This is a genomic window from Vibrio sp. TH_r3, assembly GCF_033101115.1.
Classification (GTDB): domain Bacteria; phylum Pseudomonadota; class Gammaproteobacteria; order Enterobacterales; family Vibrionaceae; genus Vibrio.
Window position 1 is genome coordinate 64,521 of record NZ_JAWMPW010000015.1, and the last position, 19,419, is coordinate 83,939.

At 39.5% G+C, this 19,419-nt stretch carries 20 protein-coding genes; 5 read left to right on the plus strand and 15 right to left on the minus strand.

Translation table 11 applies throughout. From position 1 onward, the window contains the following. Positions 1–17: 17 nt before the first annotated feature. From yajC to queA, 3 genes are all read right to left on the minus strand, one after another. The gene (gene yajC / locus R3X26_RS12960; RefSeq protein ID WP_317717749.1) at positions 18–353 is read right to left on the minus strand and encodes a preprotein translocase subunit YajC; all 336 of its coding nucleotides are present in this window, start codon (positions 351–353) and stop codon (positions 18–20) included. A gap of 166 nt (positions 354–519) precedes the next feature. After that, positions 520–1,644 carry a tRNA guanosine(34) transglycosylase Tgt gene (gene tgt, locus R3X26_RS12965; protein ID WP_317717750.1) on the minus strand — a complete coding sequence of 375 codons (1,125 nt, stop codon included), beginning with the start codon at positions 1,642–1,644 and terminating at the stop codon, positions 520–522. Between the two features lie 80 nt (positions 1,645–1,724). Next, positions 1,725–2,774: a tRNA preQ1(34) S-adenosylmethionine ribosyltransferase-isomerase QueA gene (queA, locus tag R3X26_RS12970; protein WP_317717751.1), complete on the minus strand. Its 1,050-nt coding sequence runs from the start codon at positions 2,772–2,774 to the stop codon at positions 1,725–1,727. 289 nt (positions 2,775–3,063) lie between these two features. Here queA and R3X26_RS12975 point away from each other — a divergent pair, with 289 nt between their 5' ends. Beyond that, positions 3,064–3,546: a CBS domain-containing protein gene (locus R3X26_RS12975; RefSeq protein WP_317717752.1), complete on the plus strand. Its 483-nt coding sequence runs from the start codon at positions 3,064–3,066 to the stop codon at positions 3,544–3,546. A gap of 87 nt (positions 3,547–3,633) precedes the next feature. Here R3X26_RS12975 and R3X26_RS12980 read toward each other — a convergent pair whose 3' ends face one another. Beyond that, on the minus strand, positions 3,634–5,832 hold the full coding sequence (locus R3X26_RS12980; RefSeq protein ID WP_317717753.1) for a malate synthase G: 2,199 nt from the start codon (positions 5,830–5,832) through the stop codon (positions 3,634–3,636). Between the two features lie 129 nt (positions 5,833–5,961). After that, the gene (locus R3X26_RS12985; RefSeq protein ID WP_317717754.1) at positions 5,962–6,915 is read right to left on the minus strand and encodes a LysR family transcriptional regulator; all 954 of its coding nucleotides are present in this window, start codon (positions 6,913–6,915) and stop codon (positions 5,962–5,964) included. A 135-nt stretch (positions 6,916–7,050) separates the two neighbouring features. Here R3X26_RS12985 and R3X26_RS12990 point away from each other — a divergent pair, with 135 nt between their 5' ends. Together R3X26_RS12990 and R3X26_RS12995 are read left to right on the plus strand one after the other, a co-directional pair. After that, positions 7,051–8,649 carry an isocitrate lyase gene (locus R3X26_RS12990; RefSeq protein WP_317717755.1) on the plus strand — a complete coding sequence of 533 codons (1,599 nt, stop codon included), beginning with the start codon at positions 7,051–7,053 and terminating at the stop codon, positions 8,647–8,649. A 183-nt stretch (positions 8,650–8,832) separates the two neighbouring features. Then, positions 8,833–9,396 carry a hypothetical protein gene (locus R3X26_RS12995; RefSeq protein ID WP_317717756.1) on the plus strand — a complete coding sequence of 188 codons (564 nt, stop codon included), beginning with the start codon at positions 8,833–8,835 and terminating at the stop codon, positions 9,394–9,396. A 21-nt stretch (positions 9,397–9,417) separates the two neighbouring features. Here the strand turns inward: R3X26_RS12995 and R3X26_RS13000 are convergent, their stop codons facing one another. Next, on the minus strand, positions 9,418–10,323 hold the full coding sequence (locus R3X26_RS13000) for a hydrogen peroxide-inducible genes activator (RefSeq protein WP_317717757.1): 906 nt from the start codon (positions 10,321–10,323) through the stop codon (positions 9,418–9,420). A 218-nt stretch (positions 10,324–10,541) separates the two neighbouring features. On the opposite strand from R3X26_RS13000, the gene R3X26_RS13005 reads away from it, so the two are divergent. Then, entirely contained in the window at positions 10,542–11,150 is a 609-nt protein-coding gene (locus R3X26_RS13005) for a peroxiredoxin C (RefSeq protein WP_317717758.1), read from the plus strand. 223 nt (positions 11,151–11,373) lie between these two features. Continuing rightward, the gene (locus tag R3X26_RS13010) at positions 11,374–12,120 is read left to right on the plus strand and encodes a copper homeostasis protein CutC (protein ID WP_317717759.1); all 747 of its coding nucleotides are present in this window, start codon (positions 11,374–11,376) and stop codon (positions 12,118–12,120) included. Between the two features lie 28 nt (positions 12,121–12,148). Here R3X26_RS13010 and R3X26_RS13015 read toward each other — a convergent pair whose 3' ends face one another. The 9 genes from R3X26_RS13015 to pstB all read right to left on the minus strand — a co-directional run bounded on the left by R3X26_RS13015 (position 12,149) and on the right by pstB (position 19,418). Then, positions 12,149–13,315, minus strand: a complete 1,167-nt coding sequence (locus tag R3X26_RS13015; RefSeq protein ID WP_317717760.1) for a glutathionylspermidine synthase family protein — start codon at positions 13,313–13,315, stop codon at positions 12,149–12,151. A 3-nt stretch (positions 13,316–13,318) separates the two neighbouring features. Continuing rightward, positions 13,319–13,939 (minus strand): DUF1190 family protein, encoded by a 621-nt coding sequence (locus R3X26_RS13020; RefSeq protein ID WP_317717762.1) that lies wholly within the window; start codon positions 13,937–13,939, stop codon positions 13,319–13,321. Positions 13,940–13,955: 16 nt separating this feature from the next. Further along, a complete protein-coding gene (locus tag R3X26_RS13025) occupies positions 13,956–14,372 on the minus strand; it encodes a DUF350 domain-containing protein (protein ID WP_317717763.1) in 417 nt (138 codons plus the stop codon). A 38-nt stretch (positions 14,373–14,410) separates the two neighbouring features. Continuing rightward, positions 14,411–15,040, minus strand: a complete 630-nt coding sequence (locus R3X26_RS13030) for a YjfK family protein (protein ID WP_317717764.1) — start codon at positions 15,038–15,040, stop codon at positions 14,411–14,413. A gap of 8 nt (positions 15,041–15,048) precedes the next feature. Then, on the minus strand, positions 15,049–16,077 hold the full coding sequence (locus tag R3X26_RS13035) for a potassium channel family protein (RefSeq protein WP_317717765.1): 1,029 nt from the start codon (positions 16,075–16,077) through the stop codon (positions 15,049–15,051). Between the two features lie 290 nt (positions 16,078–16,367). Further along, positions 16,368–17,051: a PspA/IM30 family protein gene (locus tag R3X26_RS13040; RefSeq protein ID WP_317717766.1), complete on the minus strand. Its 684-nt coding sequence runs from the start codon at positions 17,049–17,051 to the stop codon at positions 16,368–16,370. Further along, positions 17,048–17,449: a DUF2170 family protein gene (locus R3X26_RS13045; protein WP_317717767.1), complete on the minus strand. Its 402-nt coding sequence runs from the start codon at positions 17,447–17,449 to the stop codon at positions 17,048–17,050. Before R3X26_RS13045 ends, R3X26_RS13040 begins: the two co-directional genes overlap by 4 nt. A 305-nt stretch (positions 17,450–17,754) precedes the next feature. Further along, the gene (gene phoU / locus R3X26_RS13050; protein ID WP_317717768.1) at positions 17,755–18,453 is read right to left on the minus strand and encodes a phosphate signaling complex protein PhoU; all 699 of its coding nucleotides are present in this window, start codon (positions 18,451–18,453) and stop codon (positions 17,755–17,757) included. Positions 18,454–18,581: 128 nt separating this feature from the next. Next, entirely contained in the window at positions 18,582–19,418 is an 837-nt protein-coding gene (pstB, locus tag R3X26_RS13055) for a phosphate ABC transporter ATP-binding protein PstB (RefSeq protein WP_317717769.1), read from the minus strand. Position 19,419: the final 1 nt, after the last annotated feature.

Sequence of the window (19,419 nt, forward strand, 5' to 3'; positions counted from 1 at the left end):
AGGACCTTTTAGCTGAATTATAAAGACTTGAGCGTACCCTTTGGCAGCACTGCAGTAACATAATCTTTCTTGATTGTTACTTCATTGTTGTCATTTAGGGCAATCACAAGATAATCGTTGTCTTCAGCAATTTTGCTGATCTTACCAACAATACCACCATTGGTTAGCACTTCATCACCCTTACCCATTGAGGCCATTAGGTTTTTATGCTCTTTTGCACGCTTAGCTTGCGGGCGATAAATCATAAAGTAAAAAATCGCTGCAAACATACCAAGCATGATAATCATCTCGAAACCACCACCTGGTGCCGCACCTTCAGCTGCTGCGTGAGCTTGAGAAATGAATAAACTCATTCAATAACGTCCTCTATTTTAAAGTTTTAATTGCTATAAGAAATTGGGGAGCAGTTTCCTTATTTCAAGGTCTGCTACAAAATATTGGCTTTTTGAAGCTCGATTTTAACTGCTCAGGACATAAAAGTAGCCATTGCAATCTAAAATCGAACACTCTAAATAGCCCTTATTTATTCAAAGGCGGTACGTCTCTGTCGCGACGCCCATAAAAATCTTCCACAAACTGTTCGAAACGATCTTCATCAATCGCTTTACGTATACTTTCCATCAAACGCTGATAATAACGCAAATTGTGGATAGTATTCAGCCTTGCACCTAAAATTTCGTTACAACGATCAAGATGATGCAAGTATGACTTAGAATAATTCTGACAAGTGTAACAATCACATTCAGGATCAAGTGGTCCAGTATCCGTTTTATGTTTTGCATTACGAATCTTGACCACACCACCGGTTACAAACAGGTGGCCATTACGAGCATTTCGAGTTGGCATAACACAGTCAAACATGTCGATACCGCGACGAACACCCTCAACTAAATCTTCAGGTTTGCCAACGCCCATCAAGTAACGAGGCTTATCTTCTGGAAGTTGTGGACAAGTATGCTCTAGGACTCGATGCATATCTTCTTTAGGTTCACCAACGGCTAAGCCGCCAACAGCATAACCGTCAAAACCAATATCAGTAAGTCCTTTTACAGAAACATCCCGCAAGTCTTCAAATACGCCACCTTGCACAATACCAAATAATGCATTCGGATTCTGTAATTTATCAAAGTGATCGCGACTACGCTGAGCCCAACGTAACGACATTTCCATTGATTTTTTTGCTTCATCATGGGTCGCAGGATATGGAGTACATTCGTCGAAAATCATAACAATATCAGAACCCAAATCTTTCTGAATTTCCATAGATTTCTCTGCATCCATGAAAATTTTGTCGCCATTTACAGGGTTACGAAAGTGCACACCTTGCTCTGTGATTTTACGAATATCACCAAGACTAAACACTTGAAAACCACCTGAGTCAGTAAGAATAGGCCCTTTCCAATTCATAAAATCATGCAAGTCACCATGCATTTTCATTACTTCCTGTCCCGGACGCAACCAAAGATGGAAAGTGTTACCCAGTAGAATTTCAGCACCAGTGCCTTTCACTTCTTCTGGGGTCATCCCCTTAACGGTACCATAAGTACCAACGGGCATAAATGCGGGTGTTTCAACCGTACCACGTTCAAATTGAAGTTGACCACGACGGGCATTACCCTGCTTTTTAATTAGTTCGTATTTCACGAAACCTCCAATACGCCAGAGAAACAGTCTGACTTGTATGTCAAATTTTAACGATGAAGTTATCGCTAAAACTAAAAATATTAATCTTGTTTATTAATAAACATCGCATCACCGTAACTAAAGAAGCGATACTTTTCTTTTACAGCATGCTCGTATGCAGCCATTACATTGTCGTACCCTGCAAATGCACTCACTAACATAATTAATGTTGATTCAGGCAAATGAAAGTTAGTAATCAGACAATCTATAAGTTGGTATTGATAACCTGGATAAATAAAGATCTCGGTATCATCAAAAAATGGGACTAATTCTGTACCATTTTTTATTGCACTCTGAGCCGCACTTTCTAAAGAACGTACCGAAGTTGTACCAACTGCAATCACTCTACCGCCTCGAGCTTTCGTTTGCTTAATCGCATCAACAACCTGTTGAGAAACCTCAACATACTCTGCATGCATATGATGCTCTAAAATATTATCGACTCTAACTGGTTGGAATGTTCCGGCACCAACATGCAAGGTTACATAAGCGAAAGAGACTCCTTTAGCTTCAATTTTAGCCAGAAGGTCATTGTCAAAGTGAAGTCCAGCCGTAGGCGCTGCAACCGCTCCTGGCACTTGATTATAAACCGTTTGATAACGTTCTTTGTCGGCATCTTCATCTGGACGGTCAATATAAGGTGGTAATGGCATATGCCCCACCTCATTAAGTATCTCTAAAACCGCTTTATCAGACTTAAAACGGATTTCAAATAACGCATCATGGCGAGCAACCATTTCAGCTTCAAACTGGTCATTTTCACCCAAAAGCAATTGTGTACCAGGTTTAGGGGCTTTAGATGAACGAACATGAGCCAAAACCGAGTGTTCATCAATCATTCGCTCAACTAAAACTTCTACTTTCCCCCCAGAAGCTTTACGGCCAAACATTCGTGCTGGAATTACTCGAGTATTGTTAAAGACCAACAAATCTCCTTCTTCAACCAGCTCCAATACATCAGTAAATGTTCGATCTACCACTTTACCAGACGTCCCATCAAGTTGTAGAAGTCGGCTAGAAGTACGCTCTACCATAGGGTAACGAGCAATCAATTCGTTGGGCAGCTCAAAGCTGAAATCAGAAACTTGCATAGTATTATTTTAAACTCTATTTAACGATTAAATTTACCGGACGCTAGTATAGGCTGCACACTAACAATAGCAAGGCTTGCTGGTAATTTAACATGCAAATGACACCATATATTGAGTAACCTTATCTTTTGCCAGAATTTGCGTGAATATTGCTTTGTAAAAGTTTGTAACAAACTCTAAAAACTGCTTTGGCTCTCAGTTAAATCTGTCTAAGACTTCTATAGTTAAGTATAAGTAACCTGAGCTCTGGATACCCAATAATTACTTATTATACCGACTGGAGGTCGAGATGATCAAAATTGAAGACATGATGACTCGCAATCCTCATAAACTATTGCGTTCACACTCCTTAACCGATGCCAAGCACCTAATGCAAGAACATGATATTCGGCACGTTCCTGTAGTTGACACAGAAAATAGGTTGTTGGGTATCGTAACGGAAAGAGATGTTTTAGCCGCACAAGAATCGAGCCTACAAAAGATCCCTGAACAACAATCGCATACTTTAACGACTCCACTAGACATCGCTATGCGTAAAAATGTAATGACCGTGGATCCACATGCGGGATTAAAGGAAAGTGCGTTGTATATGCAAAAACACAAAGTAGGTTGCTTGCCGGTTGTTGAACAACAAAAATTAGTCGGCATTATTACCGACAGTGATTTTGTCACCATAGCAATCCACCTACTTGAATTGGAGGAAGAAGTTGAACCTAATGATGACGATGAATTCAATCAATTAGAAAATGCAAATTACCAAGATGAAATTTGAGATAACTTTCTAGTTACGCACGTTTGCCCGTTAGGTAATGGCCGTTACGTACAACAGCAGAAAATTATCTCTAAATCAGCTGAGCCTTTATTTTGCTTTTAACTTCAAACGCATAGCATGCAATACAGGCTCAGTATAACCACTTGGAAGAGTGGTTCCTTCAAAAACCAACTTACAGGCAGCTTGAAAAGCAATATTAGTTGTAAAATTAGGCGACATCTGAAAATAATTTTTATCGTCGATATTTTGTTGGTCTACTTTTTTAGCCATCCGTTTCATGGTATCCATCACTTGTTCTCGGCTGCATATATCATGGTGTAGCCAATTGGCGATATGCTGACTGGAGATACGCAGTGTGGCACGATCTTCCATTAAGCCAGTATCATTAATGTCTGGTACCTTTGAACAGCCGACGCCTTGATCTATCCAGCGAACTACATAGCCCAAAATTCCTTGGGCATTATTGTCTAACTCTTGTTGTATTTCTTCAGCGGTAAGAGTTTGTTCACCCAATAATGGAATGGTAAGAATGTCGTCGATATTGCCTGATAAACGCTCACGTAGCTGTTCTTGTCTATTGGGCACATTGACTTGATGATAATGCAATGCATGTAGCGTAGCCGCTGTAGGTGAAGGTACCCATGCAGTATTGGCACCCGCTTGAGGATGAACAATTTTTGCCTCCATCATTTTGGCCATATTATCCGGCTCGGGCCACATACCTTTACCTATCTGTGCTTTACCTTTTAGACCACATGCCAATCCAACATCCACATTTTGATCTTCATACGCAGAAATCCACTTCATACTTTTCAGTTGCGCTTTAGGTGCAAATGGCCCTGCTTCCATACTAGTATGAATTTCATCGCCAGTTCTATCTAAAAAACCAGTATTAATAAACACAACTCGATCTTTAGCGGCTCTTATGCACTCCTTTAAATTGACAGAAGTACGCCGTTCTTCATCCATAATGCCGACTTTTATAGTATTTGGGGCTAAATCTAATGCTGCCTCAATACGAGCAAATAGCTCGTTAGTAAATGCGACTTCTTCTGGACCGTGCATTTTTGGCTTGACTATATTAATACTGCTAGCAGTAGAGTTACGTAAACAACCGTTACCTTGTAGATCATGTATAGCGATCAATGAGGTGATCATTCCATCCATGATCCCTTCTGGGATTTCATTCCCATTACTATCTAAAATTGCCGGTGTTGTCATTAAATGCCCAACGTTGCGAATAAATAGCATACTACGACCTTTTAACGACAGTTCGCTACCATTTAACCCTGTATAATGTCGATCTTGCTGCATTATTCGCGTAATAATTTGGCCGTTTTTAGCGAATGACTCTTGTAAGGTTCCCTTCATTAACCCAAGCCAATTCTGATACGCCAACGCTTTATCTTTTCCATCAACCGCTGCAACCGAATCTTCACAATCCATGATCGTGGTTAAAGCCGATTCAATAACGACATCCTTTACCCCTGCCGTATCCAATTGACCTATCGGCGTGCTTGGATCAATTTGAATCTCAACATGTAAATTATTATGTTTAAAAAGGATTGAACGAGGAGCAGATCTCTCCCCTTGATAACCAATCAGTTGAGTTTTATCTATCAGACAAACTTGCTCTCCATTAGCTAACGTTACCTTGAGCGTATCGTTGATGGAATATTGTGTCGCTTGGCGATGTGAACCGCTTTCTAGAGGAAGAATATTATCTAAAAAACCCCGCACGTACTGGACAACTTTCGCCCCACGCACTGGATTAAACTGCTTACTCGGTTGTGTATGATTAGGCGCAGAGTTAGTGCTTTGGTCTGCAATAGCATCGTCGGCAATAACATCAGTTCCATAAAGCGCATCATATAAACTCCCCCAACGTGCATTAGCTGCATTCAAAGCAAAACGCGCATTCATAATAGGCACAACTAATTGAGGCCCCGCTTGAGTGGCAATTTCTGGTTCTACATTTTGCGTAGAAATTTGAAAATCCTCGCCTTGTTTGACTAGATAACCTATATCAAATAAAAACGTTTTGTATTCCGTCAGATCAAACTCTTGTCCAGTTTTGTCCTTATGCCATTGGTCTATTTGGTGCTGTAAATCCTCTCGTTTTTTTAATAACGCTTTGTTTGTTGGAGTAAGTTCATCCACTATGATTTCAAATGAAGACCAAAAATCGACCGCATTAATACCGGTACCGGGAATGATTTGTTGGTTAACTAATGCGTAGAGGGTGCTATCAATCTGTAAGCCGCCCTGTTGGATGCGATTGCTCATAATATTCTCTCTAGTTTTTACCGATTATAGTCTGTCTTCCATACTAGAGAGCTAAGTAAAATTTAGATAATTTATACTTGTTATACTCAGTATTTTTTTTGTGAATATTGATTTTGAGTATTTGATCGATTAAACCACATAGCCACTTTCAAGTTCATTCGCCACGTCTTTTATCAATCTTCGCATCCATTGATGGCCAGGATTACATTGCAACAACGGACTCCAAGCCATTTTGAGTTCAAAAGGTGCGACAGGAAATGGCACCGCTTTAATCATTAATTTAGGATTATTCATCTGTAATAAAGCGGCTTTAGTCGGAATAGTAACAATTAAGTTTGTTTCTTCAGCCAGTAAAACCGCGGCCAAATAATGGCGAGTAAATACCGTAATATCACGGGTTTTGCCCAATCTAATCAACTCCGCGTCCACCCAACCTAATTTTTGTGAATCACTAGGATTAACACCCACTCCAGTACCCATGCCGGTCTTACTTATCCAAACATGTTGCGCTTTTAAATAAGCATCGAGATCAAACTGTCGTGCTACAGGATTATCTCGACTAAATAAACAGGAAAAAGTATCGTGCCATATGTTGGTTTGATGAAATGATTGTGGAATATGATCAAAACGATTAATCACGATATCCACTGTACCTTGCTCCACATCTTGGTAGCTCACATCACTTGGCGTCATAATATCGAGGCGAACGTTAGGTGCAATAGTACTTAATCGTTTTAACAACGCTCGGATCAACGTGGACTCAGTATAGTCACTCGCCATAATACGAAATAGCCTATCACTGTCTTCAGCACAAAACTCGCTGGTCGGTTGAACCGCTTTTTCTACCTTTGCCAGTACATTTCTGATAATCGGTTGCAACGTCTTTGCTCGTTCTGTCGGCACCATCCCTTCACTTGTTCTAATCAATAATGGGTCGCCAAATAGATCACGAAGTCGTTTAAGTCCATTACTCATTGCAGGTTGTGTGATGCCAAGCTGGCTTGCAGAACGAGTAACATTCCGCTCTCTAAGTAGAACATCTAAATATACCAATAAGTTAAGATCAATTCTGGAGATATTCATATAGAAAATACCGAATATAATGGCTATAAATTAGCTAAATCATCACACGACTGGTTAAACTTTGTCCATGCCTAACCGCTAGCAACCGGCCAGATATTTGGTCTACATCTCAACTTCATGGAACGAGGAATACCTATGTCACAAATTAATAGAGACATCGACACACTTGAAGCTGCAAAAAATGCAGCTGGTGCCCCGTGGGATGCAATTAGCCCAGAATCGGCCGCTCGTATGCGTGCGCAAAATAGGTTTAGAACCGGTTTAGATATTGCACAATACACGGCTAATATCATGCGTGCTGATATGGATGATTATGACAAAGATCACGCAAACTATACGCAATCGCTAGGTTGTTGGCATGGCTTTATTGGCCAACAAAAAATGATTTCAGTTAAGAAGCATTTTTCTGGAAAAACAGATAAGCGCTATTTATATCTTTCTGGTTGGATGGTTGCAGCACTGCGCTCTGATTTTGGTCCACTGCCCGACCAATCAATGCACGAAAAAACTACCGTCGCGAATTTAGTTGAAGAACTCTACACTTTCTTACGTCAAGCTGATGCTCGTGAACTTGGTGGACTTTTCCGCGCTTTAGATGATGCAAGAGAAACCGGAGATCAAGCAGCTCAAGCTGATATTCAGCAACAAATAGACAATCACGTTACGCACGTTGTCCCTATCATCGCCGATATTGATGCTGGCTTTGGTAATGCCGAAGCTACTTATTTAATGGCGAAACAGATGATTGAAGCTGGAGCATGTTGTTTACAAATAGAAAATCAAGTTGCAGACGAGAAACAGTGTGGTCATCAAGATGGAAAAGTAACCGTCCCACATGCTGATTTTCACGCCAAGTTACGTGCGCTTCGTTATGCTTTCTTAGAGTTAGGAATTGATAATGGAATTATTGTTGCTAGAACCGATTCACAAGGCGCAGGTTTAACCAAAGAGATCGCAGTCGTAAAACAACCCGGAGATCAAGGTGACGTTTATAATTCTTATCTCGATGTAGAAGAGATCAATGTTGCGGAGATGGCACAAGGCGATGTCTGCTTTAATCGTGATGGCAAATTGGTACGTCCGAAAAGACTACCTTCTGGTTTGTATCAATTCCGCCCAGGTACTGGTGAAGAACGCTGTGTATTTGATTGTATTGAGGCAATTAATGCAGGCGCTGACTTACTATGGATTGAAACAGAAAAGCCACATATAGGCCAAATTAAACAAATGATGGATGGTGTTCGTGCTGTTCATCCTAATGCCAAGTTGGTTTACAACAATTCGCCTTCGTTTAATTGGACACTCAACTTCCGTCAGCAAGCGTATGACTCTATGCTTGAAGCCGGTGAGGATGTTTCTGCCTATGATCGTGATAATTTGATGAGTGTTGATTATGATGAGACCGAGTTATCCAACCGAGCTGATGATAAAATTCGTTCATTTCAAGCCGATGCCTCGCGTGAAGCAGGGATCTTCCATCACTTGATTACTTTACCAACCTATCACACCGCTGCTCTGTCTACGGATAATTTGGCCAAAACGTATTTTGGTGACCAAGCGATGCTCGGTTATGTAAAAGGAGTACAACGGCAAGAAATTCGTCAAGGTATTGCCTGCGTTAAACACCAAAATATGTCAGGTTCTGACATAGGAGATGACCATAAAGAGTATTTCGCTGGCGAAAATGCACTAAAAGCAGGTGGCGCACTCAATACGTCAAATCAGTTTAACTAATTGTGCTTTACTGGCTAACGAAAACTGAATTGAAGTAATTAACAATTAAAAAATAATCAATATCAATTAATTATAAAAAACAGTTAATTAATTATACAACTAGCCGTCTCGTTGTCCTCGCTCAAAAGACAAAAAGAGCTAACGTGGATAACGAGATCGCCTAGCAATATAAGGATTATTAGTATGATTAACATTCCTTCTTGCCTTCAAGATGCGCAAACACTATTAACACCAGACGGCTTTGAAATAAGAGATATTTGGTATCACGGTACTTCTTCTACTCTGCTACCATCAATTAAGAAACAAGGACTAAAACGCTCAGGGGATAAAGCCTTAAATCAAGCGGCTAAAAATACTATGAGTACTATTGGCAATAATTTTACGCCTGTCGTAGAGCCGGTTTTCTTAACACAAAGTAAAGAACTGGCTTATTATTGGGCCGAGCAAGCTGCACGCAGCCGTAGTTCACGATTAGGAACCAATGAAGAACCAATTGTGTTGGCAGTCAATCTACCAGAAAACCAACGTAATCAAATTAAACCTGACGTTGGGGCAACAAGCCTATTATTAATAAAAACCGGCGAACAATTTATGGCACATTTAGGCTCTATTTATGAACGATGTGGCTACGCTTGTCCTGACATAGATTTAATCAAAGCGGATCGTATGGCTTTCTTGAATAAACTTGGCATGGCCTATCTCGATCAAGACATTCACGCTACGTGTGTGAATTCAGCGACTGGATAAAGCCGACGCATTCTGCAACATTTAAAATAATTCTGAAACCACTTCTGCCAGCTGTTCGAAAGTTTCATGTCGTGATGAGCTTGGTCTCCAAACTAAACCTATTTCTCTATAAGCTTGTTGACCAGGAGGATCAATCACAATTAAATTTTGATTTTCTAATAAACCGTGCTCGATAGCCATTTGCGGGATAAATGTTGTACCTAAACCGTTGGCAACCATTTGCACTAATGTATGCAAACTGGTTGCTGTAAATGGATTGATTTTTTCTTTATCGGTTAACTTGCATGCCGAAACAGCATGTTCGGTTAAGCAATGTTCATTCTCTAATAAAAATACCGACTCATTGGGCAATTCGTCATATCGAATCGGTACTTTAATTTCATCCGCTTGATTGCGGCTAATCACCATTCTAAAAGGATCTTGCCCCACTACTTTGCTGTGCATATTACCGATATCAACAGGTAAAGCTAAAATCAACACATCCATCTGACCATGTTTTAATGCTTCTAATAAATTTGAGGTGGTATCTTCTCTGAGTAGTAAATTCAATTTTGGAAAACGTTGATTCACCTCTTGAACCAAATCGCATAATAAAAAGGGAGCAATAGTTGGAATACAGCCGACTCGCAGTTGCCCTTGCATTGTGCCGCTTTGGCAAAGTTTGCCTAACTCGATAAGATCTTGTCCTTTAGCTAATAATTCCCGACCTTGAGCAACAACTAATTCACCTGCTTGAGTGAAGACTAGCGGACTTTTCTTATCTTTTTTTTCATAGAGCGGACAACCTATCATCTCTTCTAGGTTTTGAACGCCTTTGCTTAAAGTTGATTGGCTGACAAAACATTTTTGTGCTGCATCACTAAAATGTCGCGTTTCATGCAACATAACAAGATAATGCAGCTGTTTTAGACTCGGCCATTTATTCATATTTTTTACCAACACTCATTCGTTCTACTCATTGTTCAATCTCACCGCAATACGGCTAACGCGCTTATTTAGGCACAGATAACCTTATCGCTTTTTTCGATTAAATCAATCTATTTAATTCGCTTTTTTAGATGTATGTTTTTGTACTATAGTGTCTGGGTTGAACACAAAATTCAAACCACAAGGTTTGAAGAACATATTTAATTAGGAGCAAGAAAATGGTACTAGTTGGTCGTCAAGCCCCAGATTTTACTTCTTCAGCTGTTTTAGGTAACGGCGAAATCGTTGATAACTTCAACTTCGCAGAATTCACTAAAGGTAAAAAAGCTGTTGTATTCTTTTACCCACTAGATTTCACTTTTGTTTGCCCATCTGAGCTAATCGCTTTTGACAAGCGTTTCCAAGATTTCCAAGACAAGGGTGTTGAAGTAATCGGCGTTTCTATCGATTCTCAATTCTCTCACAATGCATGGCGTAACACTGCTATCGCAGATGGTGGTATTGGTAAAGTTAAATACCCGCTAGCAGCAGACGTTAAACACGAAATCTGTCAAGCATACGGTATCGAGCATCCAGAAGCAGGCGTTGCTTTCCGTGCATCGTTCTTAATCGATGACGAAGGCGTTGTTCGTCACCAAGTAGTTAACGATCTTCCTTTAGGTCGTAACATCGATGAAATGCTACGTATGGTTGATGCTCTAAACTTCCACCTAGAACATGGTGAAGTTTGTCCAGCACAATGGGAAGAAGGTAAAGCAGGTATGGATGCAACTCCAACAGGTGTTGCTGCATTCTTGTCTGAGCACGAAAGTGATTTAAACAAGTAATGACTTATACGCCTGTACTCAACACAGGTGATGGTTGGAAAAATATAAAAGCGTAAAACGCACGCCAATCAGTTATAAAGTAATAAATCAGCCCAAGATCAAAGCCCAAGCAAATTGCTTGGGCTTTTTATTTATCTCTAACCACTACTGGAAAATAAAATAGATCCAATCCATGTGAACAAAGCTCTATACTGAATAACATGACTATTAACTGAATACCTTTATGTCTTATCAAATTGAAGTATGTATCGATAATTTAGAATCAATGCATAATGCTATCACTGGTGGAGCAACTCGCATTGAATTATGCTCAGCTTTGGCACTAGGTGGTTTAACACCAAGTTTTGGGTTTATGCAAAAAGCAGCGCAACTTTCTACTGTCCCTATCTACGCTATGATTCGACCTCGACAAGGTGATTTTTTGTACGATAGCGATGACATTGAGGCAATGTTGCAAGATATTTATGTTGCGAAACAAGCAGGACTTCAAGGCGTAGTGTTTGGCGTATTGAATAAGTTTGCAGAAATAGATATGGATAGTTGTGATCAATTAATGAAAGCCGCCACTGGTTTGGACGTAACTTTTCATAGAGCTATAGATCAATGTGCCGATTATCAGTTGGCCATTGAGAATATTATTCGACTCGGCTGTAAGCGAATACTTACTTCAGGTTTAGCTGCCAATGCTTATGAAGGTAGAGAAGTAATAGCGTCTATGGTTAAACAGGCGAATGGTCAGCTCGCAATTATGGCAGGAGCGGGAGTTTCCGCAGCTAATGTTGCTGACATAATTAAAGTGACTGGAGTTAAAAACCTTCATTTGTCGGGCAAATCAAGTCGAATATCTAGAATGCATACCGTTTCAAACCAAGTGAAAATGGGTTCTGAGCAAATTAATGACAACTTAATCCCTATTACTGATCCGAAAAAAATTCAAGCCATCATCGATGCTATAAAGGCGATGAAATAGGCATGCTAATTGTTTATACCATTAAAAACTAATCTAAAATTATATGAGGAATATAACGCGAAAGATCTTGGGTAACTCTAGAAACATCTTCTCGAATAGACATTCCGGCCGGCTTGTCGTTGATTAGCCAACTGCCTATTAAAGTGTAATTATCACCAAATTTAGGTAAGGGGTGGTAGGCTTGATAAATAACGCCTTCTTCTCCATAAGGACCATCAGTTTGTAAGGTTTTTTTGCCTTTTTCTACAATCGAAATATTGGCGCCTTCACGCGCAAAAAGCGGTTTAATAACATAATCTCTCAGCGTGTTAGCCTGCTTATCATCAGGGAAAAATGCGGGGATTAAATTGGGATGATTAGGGAACATTTTCCACAGTAGCGGTAATAATGCTTTATTGCTCAAAATTGACTTCCACATCGGTTCAAGCCAGTTAACTTTCGCTTCTTTCAAGTTAGCCGCATACTGCTCCCTAAACATGAATTCCCAAGGATAAAGTTTAAACATCCAGCGAATAGCATTGTCATTTAGATCAACAAATTCTTGTTTATTATTAAGGCCAATATCTTCAGTAAAAACAAAAGAAGTTGATAATCCGGCTTCTAATGCACAATCTTCAATATATTGTACTGTGCCACGATCTTCTTCTGTATCTTTACAGCAGCTAAAATGCAGTGTTTGGCCTGGCTGTTGAAGCGCAATTTCTTGGAAACGCTCTATCAACAGCTCTTGTAGTAAATTAAACTGATCAGCATCACGGCGAATTTGTTGGTTATCGACCATATCTTCTAACCATAGCCACTGCCAAAAACCTGTCTCGTATAAAGAGGTAGGTGTATCGGCATTATTCTCGTACAATTTTGCTGCACCTTTACCATCGTAGGCAAAATCAAGCCGAGAATATAGCGACGACTCTTTTTGTTTCCATGAAGTTAATACGTTATCCCACATGGTTTCTGGAATCTGAAATTTTCGTAACCAGTAATCATCTGAGACCACTTTGTCCACCACGTGCAAACACATTTGATGGATCTCTTCTGTTGGATCTTCAATATCCTTTTCTATCTGCTTAAGGGTAAATTGATAATAGGCACTTTCATCCCAATATGGGTCTTCATTAACTGAATGAAAACCAAAACCATATTCTTTTGCTAACGCTTTCCAGTGCTTTCTTTCTTTTGCATTTACCCTAAGCATAACTTAGCCACCCCAACCTTTCGATGAAGAGGACGACTTACTGCTGCCCCAACTTGATTTAGCCGATACAGTGGAACCAAACCCCCCTCGAGACATGGTTTTAGTGACGGTTGGTTTTGGCTTCATCTGATCTCGTCCAACCTTCACGCTCGAATTTTTATAGCGACTTGAACCATAATCGTATCCGTCAGAAGTGACCCATCGGTCATAAAAAATACTTCCAGGATAACGTGATGAGTACATTGGTTGAGAATAATATGGTCGATTATTGCTCATCATTCGGGCAAACATATAACCTGTCATTGCTGGCATAAACCAATTAGAACTTGGTGCCTGAACACAAGCATTCTGACCAAACTCTTGAGTACATTCGTTCTGCGTAGCATATTTAGGACCAGTACGAGCCGACTCTTCAAGAGCATACTCATACGCAGCTTTACATTGCTCGGCAAAATCTGGATTATCGCTAACACAATCCTCAACACCTTGGTAAATATGTGCTTCTTCTGAATCACCACACCCTGCTAACACTGCCGAAACAACAGCAACCGAAAGAGGTTTTGGTGCGAATGGACGCCATGATTTACGCATTCGTTGTAAAGATATTTGTTTGGTTTTTTTCATCCTCACAATCTCCTAATCAGTAAGTCATACACGCTGCATTCAATAAACCAACTGCAACTGATGTGGCCGCCATAACAATACCAGCAGGAATTTCGCCTTGTTCAATTCGTTCCGATATCTTAGGCATAAACGCAATCCGTACAATAAAGAAAGCGGCAATTTGCGCCAGTAATGCAATACCACCCCAAACAGCAAAATCGACAATATTAACCGAATTACTTGCTGCGCCAGAAATAGCCAAACTGTAGCCCAATATCGATCCAGCCAGAGCTATAGCCGCGGATATATTATTACCATCTTTAATCAGTGCCCATTCGTCGTATGGCGTCACTCGTACGTAAACCACTTTGAATAGCAGTAAAAAAGCCAATGAAACAATAAAATACAGTAAAAATGCGCCAACATTTCCAATGGAATCTATAAGTATTTGCATGCTAGTTCCTTTATATAATTAATTATTTAATCTGTTTCTTAGCCAACAATGTTAAAGTCTGTTGGAGATACATCTATGCTGGTGCTAAAAACAACGCTTCTTTGCAGTTGGTTATTTTCGAGTTTTTCTTCAGCGATAAGTTGTAATCCTTCAAATAACTCGGCATTAATTTCTCTCTCATAGACCATGACAAATTGGTCGGTTTCGCTCACGCTTCCATCTTCAAACCATGTTTTTTCTGTCATAGCAACGGGACGTTCATTATCCCAAGCTTTATAGAATTCTTGCCCATCAAGCATTTGATTAGCTAAAAGCAACTCTGTTGCTAGCCAGTTTTCCCATTGCTGTTCCGTATCAATTGGTTTCGTTTGATAAAAATAAACCAATTTTACTTCCATCACATCGGCATCAGTTGTGCCATTTTGTAACACCTGAAAATAGCCATCATCATCGGTATAAAAACGTAACAATCGAGTTTGTTGATCAAGTTCAACTTGCCCAACGGCTTTAATTAGCTGAGTTCGAGCGGCGCCTTCTATCGTTAGATCAGGTTCAATTAAGCGAAATTTAAGATCATCTAGCTCAACAGCGCCTCCCAATCTTAAACCTAGAACTTCTGGTGAACGCACTGGTTCTACTTGTTGCTTCTTCTTAAACCAATCAAACATAGTGGCTCCTATTTAGGCCAATTAATATTCACAACACGTTCATCTGATATATAGAAAAGCGTCATCCCTTCTGCTACTTCGCAGCTTAGATTAGGATTAATTTTCAATCCATCACCATTATCCACAGCGATAAGTATAGCGTCGTGTTGCTTTTTAAATGAATGGAACAGAATTTCAAACGTGGTGGTGGGATATCCACTAGGATACACGACAGAATATTGTGTCATCCCTGTTGTTGTGCTTAATAACTCTTGATGAAGGCCACTTGAACCAGGATCAATCGCAGATTTTGCAAGCATTTCGATCGAAACAGAAGGAATACATTCAACATTAGGGCAGTGCGCTTTAAGCAAATGACTTAATTCTTCGTTATTAAAGTAAGCGAGAATATGCGCATTGGCATTTTTTCCACTCACAAACAGTGCCGCACTTAATGTCACGTCATCTTCTGGTGTATCAATAATAATAACACTCGCTTGCGATATTCCAGCACGCGCCATTTCTACACTATCAACATAACTTGATACTGAAACAAATTCGATAATACCCGGTAGTGGGTTTTCCATTTCAACGCAAGCGCACAATACAATAGGTCGACTATTTTTTTCTTCATGCAATAACATGTCTAACATATTTAAGGTACGTTTCTCATTCCACCCAAGCACTAAGATATGATCGTTCATTTTAAGGCTCCGCTTACCCATAATTCCTTTACGCCAAGATTCCACCAGTAAACTAGCAACTTGACCAACTACTATCGCAAATAACCCCAACCCAACTGGGATAATAAATAATGATGTTACCCACTTACCGAGTTCACTGGCAGGTGAATAATCGCCGTAACCAACTGTCGATGCGGTGACAACTAAATAATAAATAAAGACGCTCAGTGAGTGAGTAAGATCTAACTCTCCAGCAAAATGCAGTAGTATCCAGCTTATTAAGATATAGCCAAATAATAAGAAAAAAAGATTTCTTCCTGTGAGTTGACCTAAGTGACGAACCGTCCATTGGCGCAGCACCAACCATAACGACATCTTCGTTTCCTCTTGTTTTAATTTTTACAATATAAAAGCGAGATTATTGATCAACACCCTTTCACTGAAGACAGAAACGTTGTTGATTTGAATATACTTTTAGCGAGAAAATAATGACTCGAGTTCCATAACTTAGTTGTCTAAAGTTACGATAGAATCCATTGCTAGATCTAAAGTCAACTAATATGTTTGTGACCAAAAGCCGCTATAAAATTCAATACGATACTAATAAAAATAACTATCCAGAAAAAATAAAAGCATCTTTCGATGCTTATATTTTTCTATTGCGATTATTTACCAAGAATACGAGCTAATTCATCTTCTGCTGACGAATTATTGGCGGTAATTCCTGCTTCTGCTAATTTTTTATCTAAAGAACTTCCCGAAGCTTCATCGGCCAATTCTGCTGCAGCTTCAAGTTGTGCTGATTTTTCAAGTTGGCGCTTTTTGATTCTATCCAATGACTCTACTGCTGTATGCATTTTAGCATTGGCACCGACGTTTGTAGCGGAAACAGCTGACTGAGCTTTTTGCACTGCTTCATTAGCTTTCACCACATCAACCTGCTGCTCTAATTGACGTAATTTATCTTTTGCTTGAGCAATATTAGTACTCATCGTCTGCGCTGAAGATTTAAATTGCTCTAAATACACATTTTCGGCTTGTTGTTCATTTTTCAAGTTCGCCACTTTTTGAGCACATTCTAAGGCTAATTCTTGTTGGCCCTTTTGCATCGCAACACGAGTATGGTTCTCGTATTCTGCAATACTTTGCTCAAAGGCATCCACTTTATTTTGTGACATTTTTCGTTTGGCAATAATACTCACCAAAGCTTCATCAGAACGACGTAATTCTACTTTTGCCTCTCTAATTTCCTGATCCAAGATACGTAATGCTTGATTGTCTGCTATCGACTCTGCCGCTTCATTTGCGCCGCCTTTTACCGCCGAAAATAATTTTTTCCAAACACTCATTGTTCACTCTCCGTTAAGTATTCTTGATATAGATCGATAAATGCTTCGACATTACGGAACAAAGTAGCCACTTCAATGATAATACTTTCTAATTTAGATTGAGAGGAAAGCGATCCGAAAGCCACGTAATACTCTTCACCATCAATCTCATTGATACCCACAGTAGTTAGCGGGAACATTTTATGAGTTTTTAACACGTAGTCATTTAGTTCTTGCGCGTTTTTAACTTGGCTTTTACTAAAGAGGATTACCTCAACAAGAATTTGCTCTCCAGAAATAGCGAGAAAAGCATCAATGTTGTCTTCATTGGTAATAACTACTGTACTTTCATTTTCTTTAACAACCCAACCATCGTGCTCGCTGAGCGCTGAGATTAAGCTTGGAGATTGACAAATCATAGTGGCACCATATCAATTAAGAAAAACCGTATACTATTGAAATAATATATGTATTTACGGGAAAACCGCTCTAGTCTACGTATCGACAATCAGCATGTCTATAGCATATACTCGGGGTTACTCGCGTTTTTTATGCTTAGTACTAGATTAATAAGACCTTAGTTAGCGCTATATTCTCCATTTTATTTACATAAAACATTGCTCGCCTTTTGTAATAGAAAAACCGTAATAAATCTAAACCTTTCAGAATTGAGTACTTAATGCTTCTCAGCATCAAAAGCAGCTTAAGACGATTAAGATTTGGCTTATTTTATATGCTGATCGATATCATCTTCATCAAGGTGGCGCACGTCTTTTCCTTTCACAAAATAAATAATGTATTCACAAATGTTCTGGCATCGATCACCTACTCTTTCGATTGCCTTTGCAGACCACATCACTTGTAAAATACTAGGAATATGTTGAGGAGTATCCATCATACTCGCGGTCAATTGGGCAATGACTTTGTTGTACTCTTCATCCAATTTATCATCTAGTTTATATACCTCTGCAGCTGCATCTACATCCATTCGGGCAAACGCGTCAAGGACTTGATGCAACATCACAATTGCTTGCCGACATAGAGGCTCTAACGACACATGAAAGTGTTGATTCTTAGTGGATGGTGTTTCTATGGCAACACGAGCAATGCGGGTCGCAACGTCGCCAATTCTTTCCAGATCAGTGATGGTTTTCACTATCGCCATTACAAGACGTAGATCTTTGGCTGTTGGTTGGCGCTTTGCAATAATAAGTGTACACGCTTCATCAATTGCAATTTCCATCGCATTGACTTTATGGTCATCACGTACGACTTGATGTGCAAGCTCCATATCTTCTTTATTCAGAGCCTGCATCGAAAATGATAATTGCTGCTCAACTAACCCACCCATGGTAAGCACGTGAGTACGAATCGATTCTAATTCAACATTGAACTGCCCTGAAATGTGACGACCAAAATGCATTATTTACCTATTTGTTTAAGTAATTAGGATATTATTTTTTTAAATGTTCTGTATTTTTTAAGTTATATCTACATCAATTTTCAGTAATATCTAGCCAATAACGGAAAGATACGTGTGATTAACCGACTTCAACCATATCGGCCGGTAATATAATCTTCCGTGCGTTTTTTTACCGGTGAAGTAAAAATAGAATCAGTATCACTATACTCGATCAGTTTTCCAAGATGAATAAACGCAGTATGGTCACTAACTCTAGCAGCTTGTTGCATATTATGTGTAACAATAACAACGGTATATTTCGTCTTAAGTTCGTTAACCAATTCCTCTATTGTTAGAGTTGAGATCGGATCTAAAGCAGAAGTCGGTTCATCTAACAGTAACACTTCTGGCTCAATCGCTATCGCTCTAGCAATAACCAACCGTTGCTGTTGTCCACCAGAGAGACCAAAAGCATTTTCATGTAATCGATCTTTCACTTCGTCCCATAACGCCGCCGCTTTTAAAGAACGCTCAACAGCATCATCTAAAATTCTTGCTGTTTTAATGCCTTTAAGGCGTAAACCATAAATGACATTTTCATAAATAGATTTAGGAAAGGGATTCGGTCTTTGAAAAACCATTCCTACTCGTCGGCGCAGAGTAGCAACATCAACATTCTCATCATAAACATTTTTACCATGAAGATAGACGCTGCCTTCAACTTTACAACCTTCAACCAAATCGTTCATTCTATTAATACAGCGTAATAAGGTCGATTTACCACAACCAGACGGACCAATAAATGCCGTAACCTTGCCTTTCGGTATTCGCATTGAGATATCACTCAAAGCCTGTCCATTTTTATAGTATAGATTGAGGTTTTCGATCGATATCGCGGTATCTTCATCAGATAAATTTTGCACATCTAATGGCACGTCATAACCCAACGTTGAACTGACTGAAAAAGTTGAACTCGCTGAAAACATA